The sequence below is a fragment of the Streptomyces sp. NPDC058231 genome (assembly GCF_042882275.1).
Taxonomy (GTDB): Bacteria; Actinomycetota; Actinomycetes; order Streptomycetales; family Streptomycetaceae; genus Streptomyces.
This window is the reverse complement of the sequence record NZ_JBHVWN010000019.1, coordinates 24,601-50,578: the sequence shown is the minus strand read 5'-3', so window position 1 is coordinate 50,578 and position 25,978 is coordinate 24,601. Positions and strand designations below refer to the sequence as shown.

Annotated in this window: 19 protein-coding genes; 9 read left to right on the top strand and 10 right to left on the bottom strand. The window is 71.0% G+C overall.

The features are described 5' to 3' along the window. Nucleotides 1–761 precede the first annotated feature (761 nt). Nucleotides 762–956: a hypothetical protein gene (locus ACFVXE_RS16035; protein WP_389671755.1), complete on the bottom strand. Its 195-nt coding sequence runs from the start codon at nucleotides 954–956 to the stop codon at nucleotides 762–764. 480 nt (nucleotides 957–1,436) lie between these two features. Between ACFVXE_RS16035 and ACFVXE_RS16030 the strand changes: the two genes are divergently transcribed. Then, nucleotides 1,437–2,591, top strand: coding sequence for an acyltransferase family protein (locus ACFVXE_RS16030; RefSeq protein WP_389671754.1), 1,155 nt, complete (start codon nucleotides 1,437–1,439; stop codon nucleotides 2,589–2,591). A 5-nt stretch (nucleotides 2,592–2,596) separates the two neighbouring features. Here the strand turns inward: ACFVXE_RS16030 and ACFVXE_RS16025 are convergent, their stop codons facing one another. Together ACFVXE_RS16025 and ACFVXE_RS16020 are read right to left on the bottom strand one after the other, a co-directional pair. Further along, entirely contained in the window at nucleotides 2,597–3,103 is a 507-nt protein-coding gene (locus ACFVXE_RS16025) for an HD domain-containing protein (RefSeq protein WP_389671753.1), read from the bottom strand. 138 nt (nucleotides 3,104–3,241) lie between these two features. Further along, the gene (locus tag ACFVXE_RS16020) at nucleotides 3,242–4,387 is read right to left on the bottom strand and encodes a PP2C family protein-serine/threonine phosphatase (protein ID WP_389671752.1); all 1,146 of its coding nucleotides are present in this window, start codon (nucleotides 4,385–4,387) and stop codon (nucleotides 3,242–3,244) included. A 105-nt stretch (nucleotides 4,388–4,492) separates the two neighbouring features. Here ACFVXE_RS16020 and ACFVXE_RS16015 point away from each other — a divergent pair, with 105 nt between their 5' ends. Next, the gene (locus ACFVXE_RS16015; RefSeq protein ID WP_389671751.1) at nucleotides 4,493–5,725 is read left to right on the top strand and encodes a GNAT family N-acetyltransferase; all 1,233 of its coding nucleotides are present in this window, start codon (nucleotides 4,493–4,495) and stop codon (nucleotides 5,723–5,725) included. Nucleotides 5,726–5,786: 61 nt separating this feature from the next. Here ACFVXE_RS16015 and ACFVXE_RS16010 read toward each other — a convergent pair whose 3' ends face one another. Beyond that, nucleotides 5,787–6,596 carry an Fpg/Nei family DNA glycosylase gene (locus tag ACFVXE_RS16010; RefSeq protein WP_389671750.1) on the bottom strand — a complete coding sequence of 270 codons (810 nt, stop codon included), beginning with the start codon at nucleotides 6,594–6,596 and terminating at the stop codon, nucleotides 5,787–5,789. A 78-nt stretch (nucleotides 6,597–6,674) separates the two neighbouring features. Continuing rightward, nucleotides 6,675–7,163 (bottom strand): ribose-5-phosphate isomerase, encoded by a 489-nt coding sequence (locus ACFVXE_RS16005; protein WP_389671749.1) that lies wholly within the window; start codon nucleotides 7,161–7,163, stop codon nucleotides 6,675–6,677. Between the two features lie 253 nt (nucleotides 7,164–7,416). On the opposite strand from ACFVXE_RS16005, the gene ACFVXE_RS16000 reads away from it, so the two are divergent. Then, entirely contained in the window at nucleotides 7,417–8,856 is a 1,440-nt protein-coding gene (locus ACFVXE_RS16000) for an amino acid permease (protein ID WP_389671748.1), read from the top strand. 343 nt (nucleotides 8,857–9,199) lie between these two features. Here ACFVXE_RS16000 and ACFVXE_RS15995 read toward each other — a convergent pair whose 3' ends face one another. Further along, nucleotides 9,200–9,796: a biotin transporter BioY gene (locus tag ACFVXE_RS15995; protein WP_389671747.1), complete on the bottom strand. Its 597-nt coding sequence runs from the start codon at nucleotides 9,794–9,796 to the stop codon at nucleotides 9,200–9,202. Nucleotides 9,797–10,051: 255 nt separating this feature from the next. Here ACFVXE_RS15995 and ACFVXE_RS15990 point away from each other — a divergent pair, with 255 nt between their 5' ends. Together ACFVXE_RS15990 and ACFVXE_RS15985 are read left to right on the top strand one after the other, a co-directional pair. Continuing rightward, the gene (locus ACFVXE_RS15990; RefSeq protein WP_389671799.1) at nucleotides 10,052–11,440 is read left to right on the top strand and encodes an amino acid permease; all 1,389 of its coding nucleotides are present in this window, start codon (nucleotides 10,052–10,054) and stop codon (nucleotides 11,438–11,440) included. 145 nt (nucleotides 11,441–11,585) lie between these two features. Further along, on the top strand, nucleotides 11,586–13,025 hold the full coding sequence (locus ACFVXE_RS15985) for an amino acid permease (protein ID WP_389671798.1): 1,440 nt from the start codon (nucleotides 11,586–11,588) through the stop codon (nucleotides 13,023–13,025). Nucleotides 13,026–13,040: 15 nt separating this feature from the next. Here ACFVXE_RS15985 and ACFVXE_RS15980 read toward each other — a convergent pair whose 3' ends face one another. Then, nucleotides 13,041–13,685 (bottom strand): histidine phosphatase family protein, encoded by a 645-nt coding sequence (locus tag ACFVXE_RS15980; RefSeq protein ID WP_389671746.1) that lies wholly within the window; start codon nucleotides 13,683–13,685, stop codon nucleotides 13,041–13,043. A 210-nt stretch (nucleotides 13,686–13,895) separates the two neighbouring features. Between ACFVXE_RS15980 and ACFVXE_RS15975 the strand changes: the two genes are divergently transcribed. Then, a complete protein-coding gene (locus tag ACFVXE_RS15975; protein ID WP_389671745.1) occupies nucleotides 13,896–14,576 on the top strand; it encodes a CatB-related O-acetyltransferase in 681 nt (226 codons plus the stop codon). 59 nt (nucleotides 14,577–14,635) lie between these two features. Here ACFVXE_RS15975 and ACFVXE_RS15970 read toward each other — a convergent pair whose 3' ends face one another. The 3 genes from ACFVXE_RS15970 to ACFVXE_RS15960 all read right to left on the bottom strand — a co-directional run bounded on the left by ACFVXE_RS15970 (nucleotide 14,636) and on the right by ACFVXE_RS15960 (nucleotide 18,339). Further along, entirely contained in the window at nucleotides 14,636–16,111 is a 1,476-nt protein-coding gene (locus ACFVXE_RS15970; RefSeq protein WP_389671744.1) for a pyridoxal phosphate-dependent decarboxylase family protein, read from the bottom strand. Further along, the gene (locus tag ACFVXE_RS15965) at nucleotides 16,101–17,459 is read right to left on the bottom strand and encodes an MFS transporter (protein ID WP_389671743.1); all 1,359 of its coding nucleotides are present in this window, start codon (nucleotides 17,457–17,459) and stop codon (nucleotides 16,101–16,103) included. The genes ACFVXE_RS15970 and ACFVXE_RS15965 overlap by 11 nt, the downstream gene beginning before the upstream one ends. Before the next feature lie 229 nt (nucleotides 17,460–17,688). Continuing rightward, complete coding sequence (locus ACFVXE_RS15960) at nucleotides 17,689–18,339, bottom strand: DsbA family protein (protein WP_389671742.1); 651 nt, start codon at nucleotides 18,337–18,339, stop codon at nucleotides 17,689–17,691. A gap of 131 nt (nucleotides 18,340–18,470) precedes the next feature. Here ACFVXE_RS15960 and pepN point away from each other — a divergent pair, with 131 nt between their 5' ends. The 3 genes from pepN (at nucleotide 18,471) to ACFVXE_RS15945 (ending at nucleotide 25,862) form a co-directional block, all read left to right on the top strand. Further along, nucleotides 18,471–21,086, top strand: coding sequence for an aminopeptidase N (pepN, locus tag ACFVXE_RS15955; protein ID WP_389671741.1), 2,616 nt, complete (start codon nucleotides 18,471–18,473; stop codon nucleotides 21,084–21,086). A gap of 276 nt (nucleotides 21,087–21,362) precedes the next feature. Continuing rightward, nucleotides 21,363–22,394 carry a hypothetical protein gene (locus ACFVXE_RS15950; RefSeq protein ID WP_389671740.1) on the top strand — a complete coding sequence of 344 codons (1,032 nt, stop codon included), beginning with the start codon at nucleotides 21,363–21,365 and terminating at the stop codon, nucleotides 22,392–22,394. A 168-nt stretch (nucleotides 22,395–22,562) separates the two neighbouring features. Then, nucleotides 22,563–25,862 (top strand): S8 family serine peptidase, encoded by a 3,300-nt coding sequence (locus ACFVXE_RS15945; protein WP_389671739.1) that lies wholly within the window; start codon nucleotides 22,563–22,565, stop codon nucleotides 25,860–25,862. The last annotated feature ends 116 nt before the right edge of the window (nucleotides 25,863–25,978 follow it).

Sequence of the window (25,978 nt, the reverse complement as noted above, 5' to 3'; positions counted from 1 at the left end):
CGCCGCGTGCCCGATCCAACGGGATGCCACGGGGAACGACGGCCACACCGGCGCTCCGGCCCCCTGCTCGACGTCGACGGCAGCGGCTCGACAGGCGGTTCCGGCTCCACGGGCGGCGGCTCGGCGGGCGGCAGTTCGACGGGTGGTTCCGGCTCGGCGTCCTCAGCCGGTGGTTCCGGCACCACGTCCACCGGTGGCGGCCTGGCGAGCACCGGCTCCCCACCCTCCTGGCGGGCGCCGCCGCGGCCCTCACCGCCGGTGCGGGCGCCGCCCTGCTGGCCCGCCGACGCACGGCCCGAAGCTGACGGCCGAGCCCCGGAGAGCGACACGGCCCGCCGAGGACGTGCCGGATCCCTTCCACCGGCGTTTGGCGAAGCTCCCGGCCCCGGCCCCCGTCGTCACGCATGTCGTCGCGGTACGGGCCCGTGGAGTGGATCCGCTGCCGAGTGAGACCGTCGCGCCGGCTCACCGCATGATGCGCATCGCCGGCCGGGGTGAGTCATGGATCACAGCCGGGGGCCGCCGTGCCGCAGCGTGTCCGATCGAGCAGCGGCCGGCGGGGAGCCACGGGGAACATGGGCGAGCAGTGCGGAACCCGCCCGCCAGCGTCTCGACAGCTCGGGCCCGATCCACGTACGCGATCTTCCGAACCGGCTACGCGGGCTCGATTCCCGTCGCCCGCTCCACGCCGTTCAGGGCCAGGGCGGAGGTGATCCTCCGCCCTGGCCCTGATGCGTCCGCGCGGCGCGCCGACCGGTCGGTCAGAAGCTGATTCCGCTGATGGTCTTCGCTATCGAGTTCATCAACTGGTTGATCGTCGGCGCCATGCCGGACGATGCCAGGAAGAAGCCGAAGAGCACCGCGACGATCGCGGGTCCGGCCTTGATGGAGCCGCCCCGGATCAAGACCACCAGGATGACTGCCAACAGAAACACCACAGACAGTGAAATGGCCACGACTGATCACACCCTTGGTCGGTCCGCCTTGCCGGCCCGGAGGCGTGCAGCCGAGCACCCTCCCGTGGCGTCCATCGTGCCACCAACTCCCCGCCGGTCGCTGCCAGGTGACGGAGCGAACTGTCGGGATCGCGCCATCCTCACGCACCGCACCCACCGGCGGCCGGCCGGCCGCCGGCACGACCGGAGGGGGTTCCGCCGAAGCCGTTCGCGGGCGGCAGGGGACAGTTCGCGCGATCAGGCCGAACACTCCCCGACCACGGTCGTTTCTATACCCACACACATCGTTCACACGGATTTCGCCGGCCCCGGTGCGATGAAATTCACTCCCTTCAACTGCCTACCGATATGCACTATTTAAGGAGGATCAATCGGGTCATAGTGGGCGGTTTTTGGCGGTTTCACTTTCGATTGAGTGGGCACACGCGATACCCGATGTCCATTTCACGAATTGCAATCAAGACGTCTAAGGTGCTTTAGATGTTCCACGCTCCGAACGTATTTCAGAGGGGCCCGCTCCCACCGGCGACCCGGGAGCCGGAGCCCAGACGGGCCGAGAGCAGGACCTCAGCCCCGACGTCCTCCACGGCGGTGGCGAACAGGCCCGCGCCGGCCCAGCCTGCGAAGCGGCGTGACGCCTACTTCGACAACGTCAAATACCTGGCGATCGTGCTGGTCGCCGTGGCGCACTCGTGGGAACCGGTGATGGACGGCAGTCGCACCGCCCGTGCGCTGTACATGGTCGCCTACACCTTCCACATGCCGGCCTTCATCATCGTCTCCGGCTACTTCTCACGCTCGTTCGACATGAGCGCCAAGAAGGTGAAGCGCCTCATCACCGGCGTCGCCGTGCCCTATGTGGTGTTCGAGACGGCGTACTCACTGTTCAAGCGGTACGCGGACAACTCGCCGGACCATCCGATCAGCCTGGTCGACCCCTGGTACCTGACCTGGTTCCTGATCGCGCTGTTCATCTGGCGGGTCACCACCCCCGTGTGGCAGGCGCTGCGCCATCCGCTCCCGGTCGCACTGGTCATCGCCGTGCTCGCCTCGTTCTCCCCGTCGATCGGCGACGATCTCGATCTCCAACGGGTCCTGCAGTTCCTGCCGTTCTTCGTGCTGGGGCTCCAGCTGAAGCCCGAGCACTTCCAGTTGGTGCGCCGCCGCGAGGTACGGCTGCTGGCGCTGCCGCTGTTCGCCGGGGCCGCGGTGTTCGCCTACTGGGCCGCGCCGCGGATGCAGCTGGGATGGTTCTACCGCAGCAACAGTGCGCCGGAGATGGGCGCCCCGTGGTGGTCGGGCGCGGTGATGACACTGGCGATGTTCGGCTGCGCGCTGCTGCTCACCATCGGCTTCCTGGCCTGGGTGCCGCGTCGCCACATGTGGTTCACGGTCCTGGGCTCGGGGACGATCTGCGGCTACCTGCTGCACGGGTTCCTGATCAAGGGCGTCGGATACGCAGGAGTGTTCGACCGGTACGAGTGGCTCTCCGCGCCGGGCGGGCTGGTGCTCGTCTCGCTGGTCGCGGCCGCCGCGGTCACGCTGCTGTGCACGCCGCCGGTACGGCGGGTGATGCGCTTCGCGACCGAACCGGACATGAACTGGGCGTTCCGGCGGGATGCCGCCAGGCTCTGAGTGGATCACTTCCCCGTGGTGTTGGCCGGATCCTGCTGGTCGGTGGGTGATTCGCCGGTAATGAGCCCGAGCAGCGCGCGTACCTGCGCATATTTCGCGGTCAGCCGGGTACGCGTCGCCGGCTCCAGCACCGCGAGACGGTCGGGATCGGCGTTGTGCGCCAGGTCGGACTCCTTGACCAGCAGGGCGCCGGGGGTGGCGAGGATGCGCCGGGCGTAGTCGGCGAGGTCTTCGCCGTCCCGCCTGGTCACGGCGAGGACCATGTCCTTGACCTGCTGCGACAGCGCGGCGCCGGCCAGCCACTCCCGGGACAGCGCGTCGTCCTCGACGGCGTCGTGCAGCCAGGCGGCGGCGATCTGCTCCTCACTGCCGCCCCTGGCCCGTACGCCGGCCGCGACGGCGGCGAGGTGCTCGGCGTACGGGCGGCCGGCCTTGTCCCGTAGGCCCGCGTGCGCCGCGCGGGCGATCGCCTCCACTTCGGTCAGGGTCAGGGGTGCGGGCGATGTCGGCATGGGACGGCTCCAGTGGCGGGCGGCCCTGCGGCACGGGGCCCGCGCGGGCCCGGAGCAGGACGGCTGTCGCCGGATCGGGGGTGGGGCGGGGTCCAACTCGTAGGGATGCGTGCCCGGTTCGGACGGTTTCTATCCGGTTCAGGGGCGACGGGACAGCAGCAGCAGCGCCCGGTCGTCGTTGACGTCCTTCGCACATGCCTCGATCAGGTGCCAGGCCGCACCCTCGAAGCCGGAGAGGACATAACGGTCGGCCTCGCCGGTCAACCGGTCGATGCCCTCCGCGATGTCCCGGTCGGACGTCTCCACGAGGCCGTCCGTGAACAGCATCAGCACGTCGCCGGGGGCCAACGAACCCTTCACCGCGTCGAACTGCGCCCCGTCGTACACCCCGAGGAGCGGTCCCTCCGCGGCCATCTCCTCCCAGTGACCGCTGCCCGCGTGCAGCTGCAGGGCGGGCGGATGCCCCGCCGAGAGGAGCTCGTAGTCACCCGATTCGAGGTCCAGCACCAGATGGATCGAGGTGGCGAAACCCTCGTCCCAGTCCTGGCGCAGCAGGTAGCCGTTGGCCGCGGGCAGGAAGGTGTGCGGCGGCAGCGAGCCGAGGAGACCGCCGAAGGCTCCGGACAGCAGCAGGGCACGGGACCCCGCGTCCATGCCCTTGCCGGAGACATCGGTCAGGACGACTTCCAGCGTCCGGCCGCCGTTGGTGCGGGCCGCGACGACGAAGTCGCCGGAGAACGACTGCCCGCCCGCCGGGCGCAGTGCCATCTCGCGGTGCCAGCCCTGCGGCAGCCGGGGCAGCGCGCTCTGCACCCGGATGCGTTCGCGCAGGTCGAAGAGCATGGTGCCGCCGCGCCGCCACGGCACTCCGACCCTGGCCCGGAACTGGGCGAGCACCAGGCCGAAGAAGCCGCAGGCCGCGACCACCAGGACGGTGCCCGGGGTCACCCGGGCCGGTCCCTGCCCGTAGGGGCCGAGCGCGAGCGACTCGACGATCAGGGCCGCGGCGGCCGCCGCGTACAGCCCCAGCAGACTGGCCGGCCGCAGCAGCAGGCCGCCCGCGACGATCGGCATGACGAGCGCGGCCGGCGCGCACCACACCGGGTTCAGCAGGGTGCCGCAGGTGACGGCCGGAACGATGAGCAGCAGACCGGCCAGGGCGATCCAGTCGGAGCCGTCGCCGCGGAAGTAGTCGACACCGGATTTGCGCAGCGCGATGCGTGTCCGGTGCGCCGATTTCCGCAATCGGGCCGGATACGAGTCTGCTCTTGCGCGACGGGCCATTGCCGGGACCTTATCCACCCGACCGCCTCCGGTGCAGGGGGACCCCTCTGACAATGCGTTCGAAAACGGCTCGCCCATCTGCGGTACCCCTGGTAGGCATGGCGTATGACTACAGAGCTGCGCGTACTGCGTCCGTCCGAATGGAACGAGTGGTTCGCAAGTCTGGAACTCGCGTTCGGTGGAGTCCTGGAGTCTCCCGAGGAACGCGAGCTGTGGGACTCGCTGACCGAGCACAAGCGGTCGCTCGGTGTCTGGGACGGCTCGGACGTGGTCGCCACGGCGGGAGCGTTCAGCTTCCGGCTGGCCGTGCCGGGCGGGGCGCTGGTGCCGGCGGCCGGGGTGACGATGGTGAGCGTCGCGGCCACCCACCGCAGGCGCGGACTGCTGACCTCGATGATGCGGCGCCAGCTGGACGACGTGCGGGCCCTGGGTGAACCGCTCGCCGTGCTGACGGCTTCGGAGCCCGCGATCTACGGCCGGTTCGGGTACGGGGCGGCGACCCGGCAGATGTCTCTCGAGATCGACACGGACCGGGTCCGGCTGACGGTGCCGGACGGCACGGACGAGGTCCGCCTGCGGTACGCGAAGCCGGACGAGGCGGCCGCCGCCTGCGAGGACGTGTACGAGCGGCTGCTGACGGGGCGGCCGGGGGCGCCGGCGCACGGGCCCGGCTGGGAGCGGAAGGCGGTGGTCGACCCCGCGAGCGCGCGCCAGGGGGCGTCTTCGCTGCAGTGCGTGCTGGCGGAGCGGGACGGTGAGGTGGTCGGTTGCACGACCTTCCGCGTGAAGCCGGCCTGGGACAAGGCGGGCCCCAAGGGCCGGGTCACTGTGGACGACGTGTCGGCGCTGGACCCGGCCGCGTACGCCGCGCTGTGGCGGTTCCTCTTCGGGATCGACCTGACGTCGACGGTCGAGGCACGGAACCGGCCGGCCGACGACGCCGTACTGCATCTGGTCTCCGATGTGCGGCGGTGCAACATCGGAGTGCGGGACTCGCTCCACGTACGGCTGGTGGAAGTGGGCGCGGCGCTGGAGGCGCGGACGTACCGGGCGCCGGTGGACGTGGTGTTGGAGGTCGAGGACGCGTTCTGCCCGTGGAATGCGGGGCGTTGGCGGCTGACGGCGGACGCGAGCGGGGCCGCGTCGTGCGGGCGTACGGATGATCCTGCGGATCTGGCGCTTTCGGTAAGGGAGTTGGCCACGGCGTACCTGGGCGGCACCTCGGTTGTCTCGCTCGCTCGGGCGGGGCGGGTGCGCGAGTTGCGGGCGGGTGCGGTGGAGGAGGCTTCGCTGGCGTTCTCGTCGGCGGTGGAGCCGTGGCTGCCGCGAGGCTTCTGACGGGTCCGGTGGCCCGCCGGGGGCCGTCCCCCGGTCACCGGCAGAGGCACACCGGCAGCTCTCAGCGGGGCTGGCAGCCCGGGCACCAGAAGAGGTTGCGGGCCGCCAGCTCCGCGGTGCGGACCTCCGTGCCGCAGACGTGGCACGGCTGGTGCGTACGGCGGTAGACGTACACCTCGCCGCCGTGGTCGTCGACGCGGGGCGCCCGCCCCATCGCCTCGGGGAGGTGCTCGGGGCGGACCGTGTCGATCCGGTTGTTCCGCACGCCCTCGCGCATCAGCATCACGAGGTCGGCCCAGACGGCGTCCCACTCGGCGCGCGTCAGGTCCTTGCCCGGCCGGTACGGGTCGATGCCGTGCCGGAACAGCACCTCGGCCCGGTACACGTTGCCCACACCCGCGATGACCTTCTGGTCCATGAGCAGCGCGGCGACGGTGATGCGGCTGCGCGAGATCCGCTGCCAGGCGCGTTCGCCGTCCTCGTCGGTGCGCAGCGGGTCCGGGCCCAGCCGGTCGTGTATCGCGCGCTTCTCGGGCTCGGTGATCAGGGCGCAGGTCGTCGGACCGCGCAGGTCCGCGTGGTGGCCGTCGTTGACCAGCCGCAGCCGGACGGTGTCCGTGGCCGGCGGCACCGGAGCCGTACCGAAGTGAAGCTTGCCGAACAGGCCCAGGTGGATGTGGACCCAGCCGGCGTCCTCGAAGGCGAGGAAGAGGTGTTTGCCGTGCGCGTCCGCGCCGGTGAGGGTCCGGCCGTCCAGGAGCGCCGCACTGCCCGAGAACCTGCCCTGCGGGCTGCTGACCCGCACCGGCCCGCCCGCGAACCGGTCGCGGTGGTCCGCGGCCAGGCGGTGGATGGTGTGTCCCTCGGGCACGGTGGCGGCTCTCCTCGATGAGGTGGCGGAAATGGCTGTGCCGCCGGGCGGGCCCGGCGGCACGAGGGATCGGGCGGGTCAGCCCTGCTGCGGGTGGTGGGCGGGGATCGGGGGCAGCTCGCCCGTCGTCTCGTACGCCGTCAGCATCTCGATGCGACGCGTGTGACGTTCCTCGCCCGAGTACGGGGTGCCGAGGAAGATCTCGACGAACTTCGTCGACTCCTCCACCGTGTGCATCCGGCCACCGATGGCCACCACATTGGCGTTGTTGTGCTCACGGCCGAGCGCGGCCGTCTGCTCGCTCCAGGCGAGCGCGGCACGCACGCCCTTCACCTTGTTCGCGGCGATCTGCTCACCGTTGCCGGAGCCGCCGATCACGATGCCGAGGCTGTCCGCGTCCGCGGCCGTCCGCTCGGCGGCGCGCAGGCAGAACGGCGGGTAGTCGTCCTGGGCGTCGTAGATGTGGGGTCCACAGTCGACGGCTTCGTGGCCCTGGGCCGTGAGCCACTCGACGAGGTGGTTCTTGAGTTCGAAACCGGCATGGTCGGAGCCGAGGTACACGCGCATGGTCCGAGTGTGGCATGCGTGGCGCGGGGTAGCCGTCATCGGGGTCGTGACCCTCCGGCTCGGAACAGATGCGGAGCCCGTATGCGGGGCCTGTGTGCGCAATGCCACTCGGGCAACGATCCGGTCAATGAATCGGAATAAGGGGTTCCGTTTCTGGCGTGCAGCGGGCTTCAATACCTCAACCCGCCGCCGCACCACCGTGCCGCGGCGCAGTCACGCAACTGAGTGATCCGAAAACGTAAGGATTCGATCCATGACGTCGCAGACGACACTGGCAGGGCCGGGCCACCAGCCCGGCGAGCCGGGCCTGCCGAACCGGCCGGACTCCTCGGACGGACTCCAGGCGGGTCTCAAGAACCGTCACCTCTCGATGATCGCCATCGGCGGGGTCATCGGCGCGGGCCTCTTCGTGGGTTCCGGCGCCGGTATCGCCGCCGCGGGACCGGCCATCCTGCTCTCCTACGCGCTGGTCGGCCTGATGGTCGTCTTCGTGATGCGGATGCTCGGCGAGATGGCCGCGGCCCGCCCCAGCTCGGGCTCCTTCTCCGCCTATGCCGACCAGGCGCTGGGACGCTGGGCCGGATTCTCGATCGGCTGGCTGTACTGGTTCTTCTGGGTCGTGGTGCTCGCCGTCGAAGCCACGGCGGGTGCCAAGATCCTGGAGGGCTGGGTACCGGGCGTCCCGCAGTGGGCGTGGGCACTGATCGTGATGCTGGTACTGACCGCGACCAACCTGGTGTCGGTCGGTTCGTACGGAGAGTTCGAATTCTGGTTCGCGGGGATCAAGGTCGTGGCGATCGGCGCGTTCGTCGTCGTCGGACTGCTCGCCGTCTTCGGGGTGCTGCCCGGTTCGGACAACCCCGGCTCGGGGCTCGCGCATCTCACGGACAGCGGCGGGTTCTTCCCCAAGGGGCCGGGCGCGATCCTCACCGGCGTGCTGATGGTGGTCTTCTCGTTCATGGGCAGCGAGATCGTGACGCTGGCGGCCGGTGAGTCCGAGAACCCGCAGCGCGCCGTCCAGAAGGCCACCAACAGCGTGATCTGGCGTATCGCCGTCTTCTACCTGGGCTCGATCTTCATCGTGCTGACGCTGCTGCCGTGGAACGACGCGTCGATCCTCAAGGAGGGCAGCTACGTCGCCGCGCTCAACTCGATCGGCATCCCGCATGCCGGCCAGGTGATGGACGTCATCGTGCTGACGGCCGTGCTGTCCTGCCTCAACTCCGGTCTCTACACGGCTTCGCGGATGGCCTTCTCGCTCGGCGGCCGCGGGGACGCGCCCAAGGCGTTCGCCCGGACGAACAAGCGGGGCGTACCGCAGGCGGCCATCCTGTCCTCCGTCGTCTTCGGTTTCGTCGCCGTGTTCTTCAACTACGAGTGGCCCGACACCGTCTTCCAGTTCCTGCTGAACTCGTCCGGCGCGGTCGCCCTCTTCGTCTGGCTGGTCATCTGCTTCACCCAGCTGCGGATGCGGGGGATCATCCTGCGCGAGGCGCCGGAGAAGCTGGTCGTACGGATGTGGCTCTTCCCGTATCTGACCTGGGCGACCATCGCGATGATCTCGTTCGTGCTGGTCTACATGCTCACCGACGACAGCGGCCGCGAGCAGGTGCTTCTCTCGCTGCTGGTCGCGGCCGTGGTGGTGGCCGTCTCGCTGGTGCGCGAGTTCCGGAACCGCAGGGTCAACGCCTGACGGAACCGGAGGATTCATACCTGACAGCCCTACCTGACGGCGGGTGTCAGGTGTACGGGTGAGGCCCTCTTCCGCCCCAGTGACCACTGGGGCGGAAGAGGGCCTCAGCCATGAACGGACTCCCGCTCTCGCCCGGTGGGCGTAGGCCGCCGCTCCGCGCGGGCTCGCTGCGCCCGTCCCGGCCCGGGCCACCGGTCATGGGCCGGTCACCGGACTCCCCCTCGGCGGCGGGACCGCACGGTGCCCGCCATGACGGGCGGACACGGAAGAGGCTCGCCGGTCTGGTGTCCCAGTACGACCCGGCGAGCCTCTTCGGAAGGGTTGACGAAGGCGCGCAGCCCCGTCAGCCGCGGCGGCCGACCAGCTTCCACGCGGCGGGCAGCGCGCCCATGGCCAGCGCGGCCTTCAGCGCGTCACCGATGAGGAACGGCACCAGTCCGGCCGCGATCGCGGCGCTCGCCGACATCCCGGTGGAGAGCGCCAGGTACGGGACGCCGACCGCGTAGGTGATCGCGGAGCCGAGCACCATCGTGCCCGCGGTGCGCAGCACGGAGCGGTCGCCGCCGCGGCGCGCGAGGGCACCGACGACGGTGGCGGCGAGCAGCATGCCGAGGACGTAACCGAACGAGGCGCCGCCGGCGCCGGAGCTGCCGCCCGCGAACCACGGCATGCCCGCCATGCCGACGAGCGCGTACGCGGCGAGGGAGAGGAAACCGCGGCGGGCACCGAGCGAGGCGCCGACGAGGAGCGCGGCGAAGGTCTGACCGGTGACGGGGACCGGGGATCCGGGCACCGGGACGGCTATCTGGGCCGCGACTCCGGTGAGCACGGCCCCGCCGGCGACCAACGCCGTGTCGACGGCGTAGCGGTACCGGGCTGCGGCGGGCAGCAGGTCGGCGAGGACCGCTCCGGTACGGATGGGGGCGGCAGCAGTGCTCATCGGGACTCCGCGGTGGTGAGGGCAGGTGGGAACAGGCTGACGTTAGCCCACGGGTTAACGCTCGATCACCGTCAGCCGCCGACAAAGCGGCGGTTGGCCGCTTGGTCGGGTTCATACAAAGGCTGGTACGCAATCACGTGAAGGCGTGACACTCGTCACTGAGGTGAGGGCGGAGAGGGTCCTGCCTGCCGAGCGGGGTCTCGCAGCGTGAGACTGTAGGTTCCCGATAATGATCCGAGAGTGACCCGCACCCCCATGCATGACACCCCTCCCCCCACGCAGCAGGAACCGCTCTCGCACGGGCTGAAGCAGCGCCATCTCACGATGCTCGGCCTCGGCGGGGTGATCGGCGCCGGGCTCTTCGTCGGCTCGGGCGCCGGGATCGCCGTCGCGGGCCCGGCCATCGTCGTGTCGTACCTGATCGCGGGCGCGCTCGCGATGCTGGTGATGCGGATGCTCGGCGAGATGTCGGCCGCGATGCCCGCCTCCGGCTCGTTCTCCGTCCACGCGGAACGGGCGCTCGGCCGCTGGGCCGGGTTCAGCGTGGGCTGGCTCTACTGGTTCCTGCTGGTGGTGGTCCTGGCCGTGGAGGCGACCGCCGCCGCGCAGATCGCCCACGGCTGGGTGCCGGCCGTGGACCAGTGGGTCTGGGTGCTGGCGTTCATGGTGGTGTTCACCGTCGCCAATCTGACCGCGGTGAAGAACTTCGGTGAGTTCGAGTTCTGGTTCGCCGCCCTCAAGGTCACCGCGATCGTGGTCTTCCTCGTACTCGGGCTGCTGGCCGTCTTCGGGCTGCTCCCCGACACCGAGCCGGTCGGGCTGACCAACCTCACCGGCCGGGGCGGCTTCCTGCCGAACGGCTGGAGCGGGGTCGTCTCCGGGGTGCTGACCGTCGTCTTCGCCTTCGGCGGGCTGGAGGTCGTGACGATCGCGGCGGCCGAGACCGCCGATCCGGCGCGCGCGGTGGGACGTGCGGTGCGCAGCGCGGTCGTCCGCATCCTCTTCTTCTACGTCGGGTCGATGCTGGTGATCGTGACCGTGCTGCCGTGGACCTCGCAGCGGGCCGGGCTGAGCCCGTACGTCAAGGTGCTGGACGCGATCGGGGTGCCGTCGGCCGGGCAGATCATGAACATCGTGGTGTTCGTGGCGCTGCTCTCGGCGCTCAACGCCAATCTCTACGGTTCATCACGGATGATCTTCTCGCTGGCGGAGCGCGGCGAGGGGCCGCGCGGGCTGCTCAAGGTGTCCGGGAGCGGCCGGGGCGGGGTGCCGCGGCGGGCGGTTCTCGCCTCTGTCGCCTTCGGCTTCGTCTCCGTGCTGCTCAACCTGGAGTGGCCCGACTCCGTCTTCCTCTATCTGCTCAACGCGGTCGGCGCGGTACTGCTGTTCGTGTGGGGCCTGATCGCCGCTTCCGAACTGCGGCTGCGCCGCCGTCTCGAACGCGAGGCGCCCGAGGCGCTGTCCCTGCGGATGTGGTGCTTCCCCTGGCTGACCTGGCTGACCCTGGCCGCCCTCGCCTCCGTGCTCGTGCTGATGCTCACCGACGACGTGGCGCGCCCGCAGGTGCTGTGGTCGGCGGGGGCCACCGGCCTGGTGCTGCTCGTGGCGCTGGCCCGGGAGGTACGGGACAGGCACCGGACCTGACCGGCAGATCCGTCGCGGGTGCGTAGGCGCGTGTGCACCATGTGTGAGCTCGGTGCCCGTATAGCGGACAGGCATTCCTTGAGAGCGGTGGGCGTGGAAAGACTGTGATCTCGTCCCCGTCTCATCTACCGAACAGAGCTTGTCCATGTTCCGGACCTCCGCGCCTGAATCCACCGCCGGATCCGAAGTCCCGGCAGTCCCGGTCGACTCCGCCCTCACCCATGGGCTGAAACAGCGCCATCTGTCGATGATCGCCCTCGGCGGAGTCATCGGGGCCGGGCTGTTCGTCGGTTCCGGTGCGGGAATCGCCTCCGCCGGCCCCTCGATCGTCCTCGCCTACGCCGTCTCCGGACTGCTCGTCATGTTCGTGATGCGCATGCTCGGCGAGATGTCCGCCGCCAACCCCGCCTCCGGCTCCTTCTCCGTGCACGCGGAACGGGCGTTCGGGCCGTGGGCGGGGTTCACCGCCGGATGGTCCTTCTGGGTGCTGCTCAGTGTCGCCGTCGGCCTCGAAGGGATCGGCGCCGCGCAGATCGTCACCGGCTGGCTGCCGGGCACCCCCGAGTGGGCCTGGGTCGCGCTGTTCATGGCGGTCTTCCTGGGCACGAATCTGGCCGCGGTGAGGAACTTCGGCGAGTTCGAGTTCTGGTTCGCCGCCCTCAAGGTCGCCGCGATCACGCTCTTCCTGGTGCTGGGCGTGCTGGCGATCCTCGGGGTGCTGCCCGGCACGGACGCCCCGGGCCGCGCCAATCTCACCGGTGACGGCGGGTTCCTGCCGCACGGTTCCAACGGCTTCGTCATCGGGCTGCTCGCCTCCGTCTTCGCGTACGGCGGCCTGGAGACGGTCACCATCGCCGCCGCCGAGTCCGAGAACCCGGTGCAGGGCGTCGCCAAGGCGGTACGGACGGCGATGTGGCGTATCGCGCTGTTCTACGTCGGCTCGATGGCGGTCATCGTCACACTCGTGCCGTGGGACGACCCGAAGGTCGCCACCGTCGGCCCCTTCTACGCGACCCTCGATCACCTCGGCATCGCCGGCGCCGCGGAGATCATGCGGGTGGTCATCTTCGTCGCCCTGCTCTCCGCGATGAACGCCAACATCTACGGCGCCTCCCGCATGGCCTGCTCGCTGGTCGCGCGCGGCCAGGGTCCGAAGGCGCTGGGCAGGGTCACCTCCGGCGTGCCGCGCAACGCGGTTCTCGTCTCGTCCGTCTTCGGTTTCCTGTGCGTGCTGCTCAGCTACTGGCGGCCGGAGGACGTCTTCCCCTGGCTGCTCAACATGATCGGCGCGGTGATCCTGGTCGTCTGGATCTTCATCGCGTTCTCGCAGCTGCGACTGCGCAGCCGGCTGGAGCAGGAGGCGCCCGAGAAGCTGGTCGTCCGGATGTGGCTGTTCCCGGCGGGGACGGTACTGGCGCTGCTGGCCATGGCCGGCATCTTCGTACTGATGCTTCGCCAGCCCGACACCCGTGACCAGCTGCTGGCGACCGGCGTGCTGACCGCCGTTCTGATCGTGATCGGTGCCGTACGGCAGCGGCGGGCCGCCGCCTCGGGCGCTTCCGGGACCGGGGCCGTCGAGAGCTGAAATCCGGACCGGCCGTCACGGGCCGGGGTCCGGTGCGCTCGGCAGGTTGAGGGAGAGCAGCGCCCCGCCCTCCTCGCCCAGCTGCACCTCACTGACCGCCGCGTCCACCAGCCGCGGAAAGACACGGCGGTACTCGCCGAGCGGAATCGACAGCAGTTCGCAGAGCACCAGCCGCAGCAGCGTGTTGTGCGCGACGACGAGGACGCGCTGCCCCGGATGGCCCTCCGCGATCCGGCGCAGCGCCGTCGTCCCCCGGGCCGCCGCCACGCGCGGGTCCTCGGCCCCGGGGAAGGCGTTGATCACCGGGTCGGCGCGGTACGCCTCGGCCCGCTCCGGGTCCTGCGCCGCGAACTCGGCGAGGGAACGCCCCTCCACCGCCCCGAAGTCGCACTCGCACAGATCGGGGTCGCGCCCGGGTACGAGTCCGAGTGCCCGGCAGGCGGGTTCGGCGGTCTCGACCGCGCGGGAGAGCGTCGACGTCCAGATCGCGTCGACCGGATGCCGGGACGCCCACCGTGCCAGCTGCCCGGCCTGCCGACGGCCCTCGTCGGTGAGGGGGACATCACTGATCCCGGTGTAGCGCCGGTCGGCGTGCCAGACCGTCTGTCCGTTCCGGACGAGCAGCAGGGTCGTCGATGCGCTCGGGGTGCTGAGGGTCATGGGTTCTCCATTCGGGACCGGGCGTGGGCGTCGAACGTCCCGGGGAGCCTGCCCCGCCGCTCCGGTTCGTCCACCACGTCGGAGCAACCGCACCGCGCGCCGGGGCGGTGCGCGAAGGACCTCACGGGGGCTCCCCCATGTTCGCGGTCCGGCGCCCCGGATCCGGAAAGGGCATGCACGTCTTCGAGGGCGGATGTGATGATGGCGGCCATGACTCCGCCCCCCGGCACCCTGCCCGACCCCGCCGTACTGCATCCCATGCCGGGCCAGCCGCGCGTCGTGCTGCTGAAGCCCCTGGTGAAGTCGGAGCTGATCGAGGTCGGGGAGTTCTCGTACTACGACGACCCCGACGACGCGACCGCGTTCGAGACCCGGAACGTGCTGTACCACTACGGCCCGGAGAAGCTCGTCATCGGGAAGTTCTGTGCACTCGGCACCGGGGTGCGGTTCCTCATGAACGGCGCCAACCACCGCATGGACGGCCCGTCCACGTTCCCGTTCCCCACCATGGGCGGTCCCTGGGCCGATCACTTCGATCTGCTGACCGGACTGCCGAACCGCGGTGACACGGTCGTCGGCAACGACGTCTGGTTCGGCTACGGTGCGACGGTTCTGCCGGGGGTGCGGATCGGGCACGGGGCGATCATCGGTGCCCGGGCGGTCGTGGTCTCCGACGTCCCGGACTACGGCATCGTCGGCGGCAATCCGGCCCGGCCGATCCGTACCCGCTACGACGAGGAAACCGTGGCCCGGCTCCTCGCCGTCGCCTGGTGGGACTGGCCCGTCGAGCTGATCACCCGGCACGTCCGGACGATCATGTCCGGCAGCGTCGACGCGCTCGAGGCAGCCGCCCCGGACGGGATGCCGCTGCCGTCACCGCCCAGCAGCTGACGTACCCTCCGGTCGGGGGCTGCGCCGCGGTGCCGGCACAGCCCCGGTGGGCGCCGAGCTCAGATCCGGAAGATCGATCCCACGAACTCCGCGAGCAGCCGCTCCTTCAACGGTCCCGGCAGCGCGTCCAGCAGCACCAGGACCGGTGCCATCCGCGCCGGGAGGCCCGCGTCGCCGTCGAGGCCCGCGAAGGCCAGCACCGCCGCGATCTCCTCCGGGCCCAGCGTCGACGGGTCGAGCCCGGCGGCCAGTTCGGCCAGGGCCGGGTCGACCGTGACCGGAGGCAGCGCGCGGGCCACCGACAGGGCCGAGCCGAGGTCGGCGAGGAGGGCGTCGACCTGGCCGAACGTGGCCGGGGTCAGCGTGAGGTGGAGGTTGGGCGGCAGCCCGTCGAAGGAGAGCTGCGGCTGGAGGTACCAGCCGCGTTCGCGCATCTCGTCCGCGAGGTGCAGGAGCAGGCTCAGATCCGGGGCGCCGGACGTGAGGACCGTAAAGGCGACCAGTCCGGCCGACGGGTCACCGAGGACGTGTACGCCCTCCGTTCCGCGCAGGCCCGGGAGCAGCCGGTCCGATGCCTCCGCGACCCGGGCCGCAAGGTGTGTGTACCCGTCCTCGCCGACATGCCTCAGCACCGCCCACGCCTGTGCCAGCAGCCCCGCCGACTTGGTGCCCTGGACGGTCGGGTTGACGACCGGGTAGCCGGGCCAGCCCGCGTGGGCGAAGTACTGGTGGCGGCGGAGCGCGGCGTCCCGGTACAGCACCACCGAGGCGCCCTTGTCCGCGTAACCGTACTTGTGCAGGTCGACGGAGAGCGAGGTGACGCCGGGGAGCGAGAGGTCGAACGGCGGGACGTCGCGGCCGGCGCGGCGCAGATAGGGCAGGATCCAGCCGCCGATGCAGGCGTCCACGTGACAGAGCACGCCTCGGTCCGCGGCCGCCGCGGCGATCTCCGCGACCGGGTCGATCACCCCGTGCGCGTACGACGGCGCGGAGGCCACCACGAGGGCGGTGCGGGACGTGATCGCGGCTGCCGTCGCGGCGGCGTCGGCCCGGTAGGTGGCGGGGTCCACCGGGACGACCACCGGCTCCAGGCCCAGATACGCCGCCGCCTTGTGGAAGGCCGCATGGGCGGTGGACGGCAGGAGCAACTGCGGTTCGGTGACGCCCCGTTCCGACCGGGCGTGGTCGCGGGCCGTCTTCACCGCGAGCAGGATGGACTCCGTCCCGCCGCTGGTGAAGGTGCCCTGGGTGCCGGGCCCGCCGCCCAGCAGCGCCGCCGCCGCGGCCACCAGGTCGTTCTCCAGGCGGGCGACGCTCGGGAAGACCGTCATGTCGAGCCCGTTGACGGTCGCGTACGCGGTGTACGCGGCGGCCGCCAGCTCGTCGAGGCCGTCCAGGCCGGCGTCGTAGACGTACGCGAAGGTGCGCCCGCCACGGGTCGGCGCGTCGGCGCCGCGCAGCGAACGCAGTTCGGCGAGGACCTCGGCGGCGGGCAGCCCCTCGGGCAGCGCCCGGGGCGTGGGGTCAGTCGGCATGGGCGGGCTCTTCCTCGTCAGGGGCGGAATACCGGTGCAGCAGCCACAGGCTCGCCACCGCGAGGACGGCGGGCAGCACGCTCATGCCGGCGGTGATGCCGGTCAGCGCCGCGGCCGGCTGATCCACCCGGTGGCCGGCGTCCGAGGAGCGGAAGCCCGTGAAGGCGAGGACCAGGGCGAACGCTCCGGCGCCCAGCGCGAAGGCGAGCGTCTCGGCTGCCGTCCACAGCCCGGTGAACGTCGCGGCCCGCCGTCTGCCGGTGCGGACGGCGTCGGCGGCCAGTGTGTCGGCGAGCATGGTCAGGGGCAGCAACTGGAGCCCGGCGTAAGCGATTCCGACGACGGCCACGGCGGCGTAGCCGAGCGCGGGACCGCCCTGCCGGGTGAACGCGAGCGCCGCCGCGCCGGCGAGATAGAGGAGCGAGGCACACCACTGGGCGTACGTCGTGCCGCGGATCCCGGCCAGCCGGTTCCACAGCGGCATGAAGAGCACCAACGGGCCGATCATGCAGGCGAAGAGCGGAGTCACGGCGTTGGCCGAGCCGAGCGTGTACGTCGCGAAGTACTGGACGCCCGCGAGCATCACGCCGATGGCGAGTGCCTGCAGGGTCCACATGCCCGCCAGGAGGAGGAACGGCCGGTTCGAGCGGGCGGCGGCGAGCTGGGCGCGCAGCGAAGGTTCGGACTCGCTGCGGACCGCCGACGGGGCCCACCGGGTGGTGAACCATGCGCCGAACATGCCCAGGGCGAGCAGCACGGCGACGACCACGCCCATCAGCCGGTAGCCCGCCGGGGTGTCGCCGTCGGCGTGCGCGATCGCGGGGGCGAGCGCGCCGGACAGCAGGATGGCGACGCCGAGGAACGAGACCCGCCAGGCCAGGATCCGGCCGCGCTCGGCCGGATCCTCCGTCATCTCGGCGGGCATCGTCACGTACGGCACCTGGAACACGGCGTACGCGGTCGCGGCCAGCAGGAACAGGACCGCCACGTAACCGGCCGCCGGCGCGCCGCGCAGCGGCGGCGCGGCGAAGAGCAGCGCGAAGAGCGGCGGCAGGGTGCACGCGCCGATCAGCAGGAACGGGCGGCGCGGGCCGCCGCGCAGCCGGCTGCGGTCGGAGAAGGCTCCGACCAGCGGGTTGATCAGGACGTCCCACGCCTTGGGGAGGAAGACCGCGGCGCCCGCGACGGCGGCGGGCACGGCCAGCACGTCGGTGAGGTAGTAGAGCAGGATCAGCCCGGGCACGGTGGCGAAGGTGCCGGTGCACAGGGAGCCGAGCCCGTATCCGATCCGGACACGGCGCGGTAGCTGCGGGGCCGGTTCCCGGTTCGTGCGGACGTCGGCTGACATGCCGCAGATCATGAACGAGAGTTCGAGTCCGCGGCAAGGGCTGGGCGTGACGTGGGTGTGAACTCCAGCAGGGGCAGTTCGCGGCCGGGCGGCCGATCCGGAGGGGGACCTCGGCTCCGACGTCACCGGCCGTGCGGCTCGTGCGGCCGGCGAGGCCCGGCACGCCGTACCTGAGCCGCCACGCGGTGCGGGTCCGGGCAGCGGCCGGGACCCGCACCGGGCGGGCACGTCAGTCGAATATCGGGCCCTGCGTCCGGGTCCGCTTGATCTCGTAGAAGCCGGGGATCGACGCCACGAGCAGTGTGCCGTCCCAGAGCCTCGCCGCCTCGTCGCCCTTGGGGGCGGGGGTCACGACCGGGCCGAAGAACGCGATCTGCTCGCCGTCGGAGCCGGGCACCGCGATGACCGGAGTGCCGACCTCCTGGCCGACCTTGTCGATGCCCTCCTTGTGGGAGGCGCGGAGCTCGGTGTCGTACGCGTCCGAGTCGGCGTACTCCGCGAGCTCGACCGGCAGGCCGACGTCCTCCAGCGCGCCGACGATCGCCTCGCGGGTGGCGCCCTCGCCGTTGTTGTGGAAGCGGGTGCCGAGCGCGGTGTACAGCGGGCCGACGATGTCGTCGCCGTGCTTCTGCTGGGCGGCGACGACGACGCGGACCGGGCCCCAGGCCTTGTTCTCCAGCATGTCGCGGTACTCGTCGGGGAGCTGGTCGAGCTTGTCCTCGTTGAGGACGGCAAGGCTCATCACGTGCCAGCGCACCTCGACGTCGCGGACCTTCTCCACCTCCAGCATCCAGCGGGAGGTCATCCACGCCCAGGGGCAGAGCGGGTCGAACCAGAAATCGGCCGGGGTCTTGCCGTTCACCGGGCTGTTCTCAGACATGTCTCTCCTCATGAGGTGTTCGCACCTGTGCCCGAGAACGCGGCCGAAGGGCCCCGTCATTCCCGCATGCCGGGGCCGGAACGCACATGGGAGGATCAAAGCATTCGAACGTGACACAAAGGAGTGCGCCCGTGCCCGGTCAGAACCTGTCCCGCGACGAGGCCCAAGAGCGGGCCGAACTGCTGGCCGTCGACGGATACGACGTCGTTCTCGACGTGCGTTCCGCGATCGGCGAGCCCGAGAACGGCGGGGACGGCGGCGACCGTCCGGCCGGTCCGCGGACCTTCCGCTCGGTGACGACGATCCGCTTCCGCTCCCGGCGGGCAGGGGTGTCGACCTTCGCGGACCTGCTGGCGCCGAGCGTGTCGTCGGTGACGCTGAACGGGAAGGCGCTCGACCCCGCCGTCGTCTTCGACGGGACGCGAGTGGCGCTGGACGACCTGCCGGAGGGCGAGAACGTCCTGGTGGTCGACGCGCAGTGCGCGTACAGCAGGACCGGCGAGGGGCTGCACCGGTTCGTGGACCCGGAGGACGGCGAGGTCTACCTCTACACGCAGTACGAGCCGGCCGACGCACGTCGCGTCTTCGCGAACTTCGAGCAGCCCGACCTGAAGGCCCGCTTCCGCTTCGAGGTGACGGCTCCCGAGGGGTGGACGGTCTGGAGCAACGGGGCCGAGGAGTCCCGGGACGGCGGGGTCTGGCGGTTCAGCGAGACGGCGCCGATCTCCACGTACATCACCGCGGTCGTCGCCGGCCCGTACCACCACGTGACCGACTCCTACAGCCGCACGTTCGACGACGGCACGACCCTGGACATCCCGCTCGGCGCGCTGTGCCGCAAGGGCCTGGCCCGTCACTTCGACGCGGACGACATCTTCCTCGTCACCAAGCAGGGCCTGGACTTCTTCCACGACAACTTCGACTACCCGTACCCGTTCGGGAAGTACGACCAGGCGTTCGTGCCCGAGTACAACCTCGGCGCGATGGAGAACCCGGGCTGCGTCACGTTCCGCGAGGAGTACATCTTCCGCGGGAAGGTGACGCAGGCGGCGTACGAGAGCCGGGCCAACGTCATCCTGCACGAGATGGCACACATGTGGTTCGGCGACCTCGTCACCATGCAGTGGTGGGACGACCTGTGGCTGAAGGAGTCGTTCGCCGACTTCATGGGGACGTTCTCGATGGTGGAGGCGACCCGCTTCGAGAACGGCTGGATCACCTTCGCCAACAATCGCAAGGCCTGGGCCTACCGGGCCGACCAGCTGCCGTCCACGCACCCGATCACGGCCGACATCCGTGACCTGGAGGACGCCAAGCTGAACTTCGACGGCATCACGTACGCCAAGGGCGCCTCGGTGCTGAAGCAGCTGGTGGCGTACGTGGGACGGGACGCGTTCCTGGAGGGCGCCCGGCGCTACTTCAAGAAGCACGCGTACGGCAACACGCGGCTGGGCGACCTGCTGTCGGTGCTGGCCGAGACGTCCGGCCGGGACATGGCCGGCTGGTCGCGGTCGTGGCTGCAGACCGCGGGCGTCAACTCGCTGACGCCGGTGGTGACGTACGACGCGGCGGACCGGATCACCGAGCTGGCGGTCGTCCAGGAGGCGGCCGACTCGCATCCGGAGCTGCGGCCGCACCGGGTCGCGGTCGGCCTGTACCGTCGCACGCCCGGTGGCGACCTGGTGCGGTACGCCCGCGCCGAGGTGGACGTGGCGGGTCCGCGCACCGTGGTGGCGGAGCTGGCCGGGGCCGAGCGGCCCGAGCTGGTCCTCGTCAACGACGACGACCTCACGTACTGCAAGGTCCGTTTCGACGAGGCCTCGCTCGACACGCTGCGCGCGCACCTCGGCGACATCACGGACCCGCTGGCACGGGCCCTGTGCTGGTCGGCGCTGTGGAACCTGACGCGGGACGGACTGATGCCGGCCCGCGACTTCGTCTCGCTGGTGCTGGCGTTCTCCGGCCGGGAGTCCGACATCGGTGTCCTGCAGATGCTGCACTCCTGGACCCGGACCGCGATCACCCACTACGCCGCCCCGGGGTGGCGCGAGGTGGGCGGCAGGGCACTGGCCGAGGGGGCGCTGCGGGAGCTGCGGATCGCCGAGCCGGGAAGCGAACACCAGCTGGCCTGGGCGCGGTTCTTCGCCGCGGTCGCGGACTCGGAATCGGACTTCCAGCTGCTGTCCGCACTGCTGGGCGCGTCCGCCCGGGTCGACGGCCTGGAGGTCGACCAGGAGCTGCGATGGGCATTCCTGTCCCCGCTGGCCGCGCACGGTGTCGCCGACGAGTCGGTGATCGACGCCGAACTGGCCCGTGACGACACGGCGTCCGGCAAGCGGCACCAGGTACGGTGTCTGGCCTCCCGGCCGTCGGCGGCGGTCAAGGCGCAGGCGTGGGCTGCGGTGGTGGAGTCGGACGCGCTGTCCAACGCGCTGGTCGAGGCGACGATCGCCGGGTTCGGGCAGTCCTCGCAGCGGGAGTTGCTGGCGCCGTACACCACCACCTACTTCGAGGTCATCGAGCGGGTGTGGGCCGAGCGGTCGATCCAGATCGGGATGGCCGTGGTGCGGGGGCTGTTCCCGGCGCTGCAGGACGACCCCACGACGCTGGCGGCGACGGACGCGTGGCTCGGTGCCCGCCCGGACGCGGCCCCGGCGCTGCGGCGACTGGTGGTGGAGGCACGCGACGACCTGGCCCGGGCACTGCGGGCGCAGGCGTGTGACGCGGGAGCGCAGTCCGCTCTCTGACCGGTCGCGCCCGGGCGGGCGCGGTGGCCGTGTGCGCCCCGGACGAGCCGGTTCCTCCCGGCCCGTCCGGGGCGAGGGCGTGCTCGGGCCACGGCAGCCGTACCGCCCCCGGACCGGCCTCAGGGCGGGTCGTCGGCCGGGGAGAGAGCACAATCCCCGGCGGGCAGGTCCTTTTCGGTCGTCGAACTCCCGTACTTTAGGGCGGCGTTGTCCTGAATTGTCGACGAGCGTGTAACAGGGGTTAGTCGTACCGCGGCCTGCGGCATACCCCGGGACATGACTCAGAACACCCCACTCGCCCCCCGCCACCTCCGCCTCCCCTCCCCTGTCGAACGCGTCCTGACCGCCGAGCAGTTGAAGGCGCACGGCGTGTCCACCGCCCGGGCAGCCGAGCAGTGCCGGACCGGCGGTCCGTGGCAGCAGCCACTGCCCGGTGTGTACGTGCTGCACCCGGGTCCGCCCACCGGCGAGGAGCGACTGCGCTCCGCCCTGCTGTACGCCGGGCGCCGGCGCGGCGCCGCGGAGGCCGGGTACGGCGAGGGCATGGTCACCGGGCTCGCCGCGCTCGCCCTGCACGGGCTCTCCGACGTACCGCCGCTGAGTTCGCTCGACCGGATCGACGTGCTGGTGCCCCGCACCCGGCGGCTGCGGTCAGCCCGGTACGCACATGTGGTGCGGACCGCCGAACTCCCGCGCCCGGTAAGGCTCTCCGGGCTGCCGGCGGCTCCCGTGGCACGAGCGCTCGCGGATGCGGTCGACGGACTCGCGGACTCGCGGACCGTACGCCGGCTGCTCACCGAGGCGGTCCGCGGGGAACACTGCGAACCCGCCGCGGTGGTGCGCGAACTGAGCCGCGCCAAACTGCTGGGCCGCCCCCCTGTCGTCGACGCCGTGGAGTCCTTGCTCGGCGAGGGACGGGCGCTCGCGGAGCGGCGGCTGTACGAGATGGTGCGCACCTGCGGACTGCCGGAACCACTGTGGAACGTGGATCTCCGGCTTCCCGGTGGCCCGCATCTGGGCGGGGTGGACGCCTACTGGCCGGACGAGGCGGTCGCCGTCGAGCTCGACGCCCGCGCGCCCCGGCACAGCGTGCTCGGCGACGGCCGGCGTCAGGCGGATCACGACACCGAGTGGTCCGGGTACGCCGCGAAGCGGGAGCACCTGGAGCGGCTCGGCGTCACCGTCGTCCACCTCACGCCGGGAAGGCTGCGGGATGCCCTGGAGCAGCAGGCGGCCGTGGTCCGTACCGCGCTGATGGCGGCCGGTGACCGTGAGCCGGCCGCGTACGTGGTCATCCTGCCGCGGTGACAAGGGAGTTATCGCCTCTTTCGCCCCGCATGGCGCATCGGCCCCACTGGCGGAAGTGCGCCATGGCCGTAACTCGCCTACCCCAACCCTCCACAAATCCCTGTCATTTGCGAAAGGCTGAGCGACCATCCGGTACCGAATTCCGGACTTTCTCTTCCAGATACAGGGATGCTGATGACCTCCGAATCCACCAGCTCCATACCCGGGGCGAGACGTGTGGCCCGGGTCGCGGCCGCTGCCGGCCTGGTGGCCGCGCTGGCCGCCTCCGGCGTCGCCCCGGTCTTCGCCGCCGACGACCCGGCCACCGTGCCCGTGAAGGCAGCCGCCGGGAGCGACAAGCTCGGTGCGGCCGATGCCGATGTCCTGACCGAGGCTCAGGCCAAGGGCGAGAAGACCATCACGATGATGGTCGCCACCGCGCCCGGCGCCACCGAGCAGGTCACCGAGCAGCTGGATGCCGTCAAGGGCTCCGTGCTGGGTCGCACGTACGACAAGCTCGGTTACGTCCGCGCGACCGTGCCGACCTCGGCCGCCGAGGCGGCCATCAAGGCCGCCTCGAAGCTGACGTCCGTCCACGGCATCGATCTCAAGCAGGAGATCATGCTCGACGACCCGGCGCCCGCGGGCGACCGGGCCACCGGGGCGAAGACGAAGTCCACGGGGACCTACCCGGCACCGGGCAGGAAGACGCCGGCGAAGAACCCGTACAACCCGTCCTTCGAGACGGGGGCGGTCGACTTCGTCAAGCAGCACCCCAAGGCCGACGGCCGCGGCGTGACCATCGGCATCCTGGACGCGGGCGTCGACCTCGGTCACCCCGCACTGCAGAGGACCAGCACCGGCGAGCGCAAGATCGTCGACTGGGTGACGGCCACCGACCCGGTCAGCGACGGCGACGGCACCTGGCTGCGGATGACGGACGCCGTGTCCGGCCCGACGTTCACCTACGGCGGCCGCACCTACTCCGCGCCCACGGGCTCGTACAAGATCAAGATGTTCGCCGAGGCCGCCACCAAGGGCGGTGACATGGCGGGCGACCTCAACCGCGACGGTGACACCACCGACACCTGGGCCGTGCTCTACGACCCGGTCACCGGCACCACCCGCGTCGACCTGAACAACAACGCCGACTTCTCCGACGACGCCGTCCTGAAGCCGTACAAGGAGAAGCACCAGGTCTCCTACTTCGGTACGGACGACCCGCGGACCGATGTCGTCGAGCGCATCCCGTTCGTCGTCGAGACCCGCAAGGACGTCGTCTACGACGCGGCCGGTGACACCTCCGACTACGTCTCCATCGGCGTCATCGAGAGTGAGCACGGCACCCACGTCGCCGGCATCACCGCCGCCAACGGGCTCTTCGGCGGCAAGATGAACGGCGCCGCGCCGGGCGCGAAGATCGTCTCCTCGCGCGCCTGCACCTGGTCCGGCGGCTGCACCAACATCGCGCTCACCGAGGGCATGATCGACCTCGTCGTGAACCGCGGCGTCGATGTCGTCAACATGTCGATCGGCGGCCTGCCGCCGCTCAACGACGGCAACAACGCCCGCTCGGAGCTGTACAAGCGGCTCATCGACAGTTACGGCGTCCAGCTGGTCATCTCGGCGGGCAACGACGGCCCCGGTGTGAACACGATCGGTGACCCCGGCCTCGCCGACCACGTCATCTCCGTCGGCGCGACCATCTCCAAGGAGACCTGGGCCTCCAACTACGGCTCGGCCGTCACCAAGGCGTACGACATGCTGCCGTTCTCCTCGCGCGGTCCGCGTGAGGACGGCGGCTTCGCCCCGACGCTGTCGGCGCCCGGTTCGTCCATCAACTCCACCCAGACCTGGCTGCCCGGCGCCCCGGCCAAGGAGGCGGGCTACTCGCTTCCGGCCGGCTACTCCATGCTGCAGGGGACCTCGATGGCCTCGCCGCAGGCCGCCGGAGCCACCGCGCTGCTGCTGTCCGCCGCGAAGCAGAAGAACATCGAGCTGCCCCCGGCCGACCTGCGCACCGCGCTGACCAGCACCGCCACCCAGATCAAGGGAGTGCCCGCGCACGCCCAGGGCGCCGGTCTGATCAACATCGTCGGTGCCTGGAAGCAGATCGAGAAGCAGGGCGCCCCGGCGCACGAGTACTCGGTGAAGGCCCCGGTCGACACCGCGATCGACTTCGCGCTGAAGACCCCCGGCTTCGGTACCGGTCTGTACGACCGCGAGGGCGGCCTGAAGGTCGGCCAGAAGAAGTCGTACGACGTCACGGTCACCCGCACCACGGGCCCGGACAAGGCCGTCGCGCACAAGCTGTCCTGGAAGAACGACGACGGCACCTTCACCCTGGCCGGCAGCAGCACCGTCTCGCTGCCGCTGGGCCGGCCGGTGACCGTCAAGGTCCAGGCGAAGCCGGGCAGCGCGGGCGTGCACAGCGCGATCCTGCAGGTCGACGACGTGAAGACCTCCGGGGTGGACCAGCAGATCCTCGCCACGGTCGTCGTCGCCAAGGACCTGGTGAAGCCCGCCTACGCGTTCTCGACGTCCGGCTCGGTGCAGCGCAACGGCACCACGTCGTACTTCGTGAACGTGCCCGAGGGCGCCAAGACCCTCGAGGTGGCCATGAGCGCGCTGCGCTCGGGCAGCCAGACCCGGTTCATCTCCATCCACCCGTACGGGGTGCAGATGGAGGACAGCGGTACGCCGTTCTGCTACCCGAACTACGACAACCCGGCCAACACCTGCCGCCCGGACGTGCGCTCGTACGCCGACCCGGCCCCCGGCGTCTGGGAGATCGAGGTCGAGGCACGGCGCACGTCCCCGTTGCTGGACAACCCGTACAAGCTGGACGTCGGCCTGCTCGGGGCGTCCTTCGACCCGGCCGTGCAGACGCTGCCCGAGGCGAAGATCGGGACGCCGACCGCGGTGAACTGGACCGTCACCAACACGGCGGGCACCCTGGAGGGCAAGCTCAAGGGCGGCTCGCTGGGCTCGGCGAAGGTCGCCACCCCGTCGATCAAGACGGGTGACCAGCAGGTCACCACGGTCACCATCGGTGCGGGCGTCGAGAAGCTGGACGTCGCCATCGGCGGCACCTCGGACGCCAACGCCGACATCGACCTGTACGTGCTCGACGAGGACGGGACCGAGGTCGGCTCGTCCACGACGGCGAGTGCGGAGGAGTCGGTCAGCCTGGCGAAGCCCGCCGCCGGTACGTACACGATCGTGGTGGACGGCTACTCGGTTCCGGCCGGGACGACCACGTACGACTACCGCGACGTGTACTACGCCCCGTCGCTCGGCACGCTCAAGGTCGACGAGTCGAAGGCCGTGAAGCTGGCCGGCGGCGCTTCGGCGCAGGTCGGCGCGGATGTGGTGGTCGGCGGAGCGGCTCCCGAAGGACGCCAGTTCTTCGGCGAGGTGCAGCTGGTGAACAGCCGCGGTACCGCGGCGGGCACCGGCAGCGTCGTGATCGAGAAGGTCACGCCGTAACGGTCCGGGTCTCCCACCGGTGAGGACAGTGGGGCGCGGGCCGGGCGGAGAGGCCCCCCCCCACAACCCCCCCCCCCCCCCCCCCCCCCCCGCCGGCCCCCCCGCCCAAGCGGGAA

Bases quoted from the DNA above. Each gene is read 5' to 3' on its own strand.
- ACFVXE_RS16005 (WP_389671749.1), bottom strand. From the start codon at position 7,163: ATGCGCGTGTACCTCGGCTCCGACCATGCCGGTTTCGAACTCAAGAAC.
- ACFVXE_RS16015 (WP_389671751.1), top strand. From the start codon at position 4,493: ATGACTACAGAGCTGCGCGTACTGCGTCCGTCCGAATGGAACGAGTGG.
- ACFVXE_RS15980 (WP_389671746.1), bottom strand. From the start codon at position 13,685: ATGACCCTCAGCACCCCGAGCGCATCGACGACCCTGCTGCTCGTCCGG.
- ACFVXE_RS15965 (WP_389671743.1), bottom strand. From the start codon at position 17,459: ATGTCAGCCGACGTCCGCACGAACCGGGAACCGGCCCCGCAGCTACCG.
- ACFVXE_RS15960 (WP_389671742.1), bottom strand. From the start codon at position 18,339: ATGTCTGAGAACAGCCCGGTGAACGGCAAGACCCCGGCCGATTTCTGG.
- ACFVXE_RS16030 (WP_389671754.1), top strand. From the start codon at position 1,437: ATGTTCCACGCTCCGAACGTATTTCAGAGGGGCCCGCTCCCACCGGCG.
- ACFVXE_RS16025 (WP_389671753.1), bottom strand. From the start codon at position 3,103: ATGCCGACATCGCCCGCACCCCTGACCCTGACCGAAGTGGAGGCGATC.
- ACFVXE_RS16020 (WP_389671752.1), bottom strand. From the start codon at position 4,387: ATGGCCCGTCGCGCAAGAGCAGACTCGTATCCGGCCCGATTGCGGAAA.
- ACFVXE_RS15990 (WP_389671799.1), top strand. From the start codon at position 10,052: ATGCATGACACCCCTCCCCCCACGCAGCAGGAACCGCTCTCGCACGGG.
- ACFVXE_RS15970 (WP_389671744.1), bottom strand. From the start codon at position 16,111: ATGCCGACTGACCCCACGCCCCGGGCGCTGCCCGAGGGGCTGCCCGCC.
- ACFVXE_RS15995 (WP_389671747.1), bottom strand. From the start codon at position 9,796: ATGAGCACTGCTGCCGCCCCCATCCGTACCGGAGCGGTCCTCGCCGAC.
- ACFVXE_RS15975 (WP_389671745.1), top strand. From the start codon at position 13,896: ATGACTCCGCCCCCCGGCACCCTGCCCGACCCCGCCGTACTGCATCCC.
- ACFVXE_RS15950 (WP_389671740.1), top strand. From the start codon at position 21,363: ATGACTCAGAACACCCCACTCGCCCCCCGCCACCTCCGCCTCCCCTCC.
- ACFVXE_RS15945 (WP_389671739.1), top strand. From the start codon at position 22,563: ATGCTGATGACCTCCGAATCCACCAGCTCCATACCCGGGGCGAGACGT.
- ACFVXE_RS16000 (WP_389671748.1), top strand. From the start codon at position 7,417: ATGACGTCGCAGACGACACTGGCAGGGCCGGGCCACCAGCCCGGCGAG.
- ACFVXE_RS15985 (WP_389671798.1), top strand. From the start codon at position 11,586: ATGTTCCGGACCTCCGCGCCTGAATCCACCGCCGGATCCGAAGTCCCG.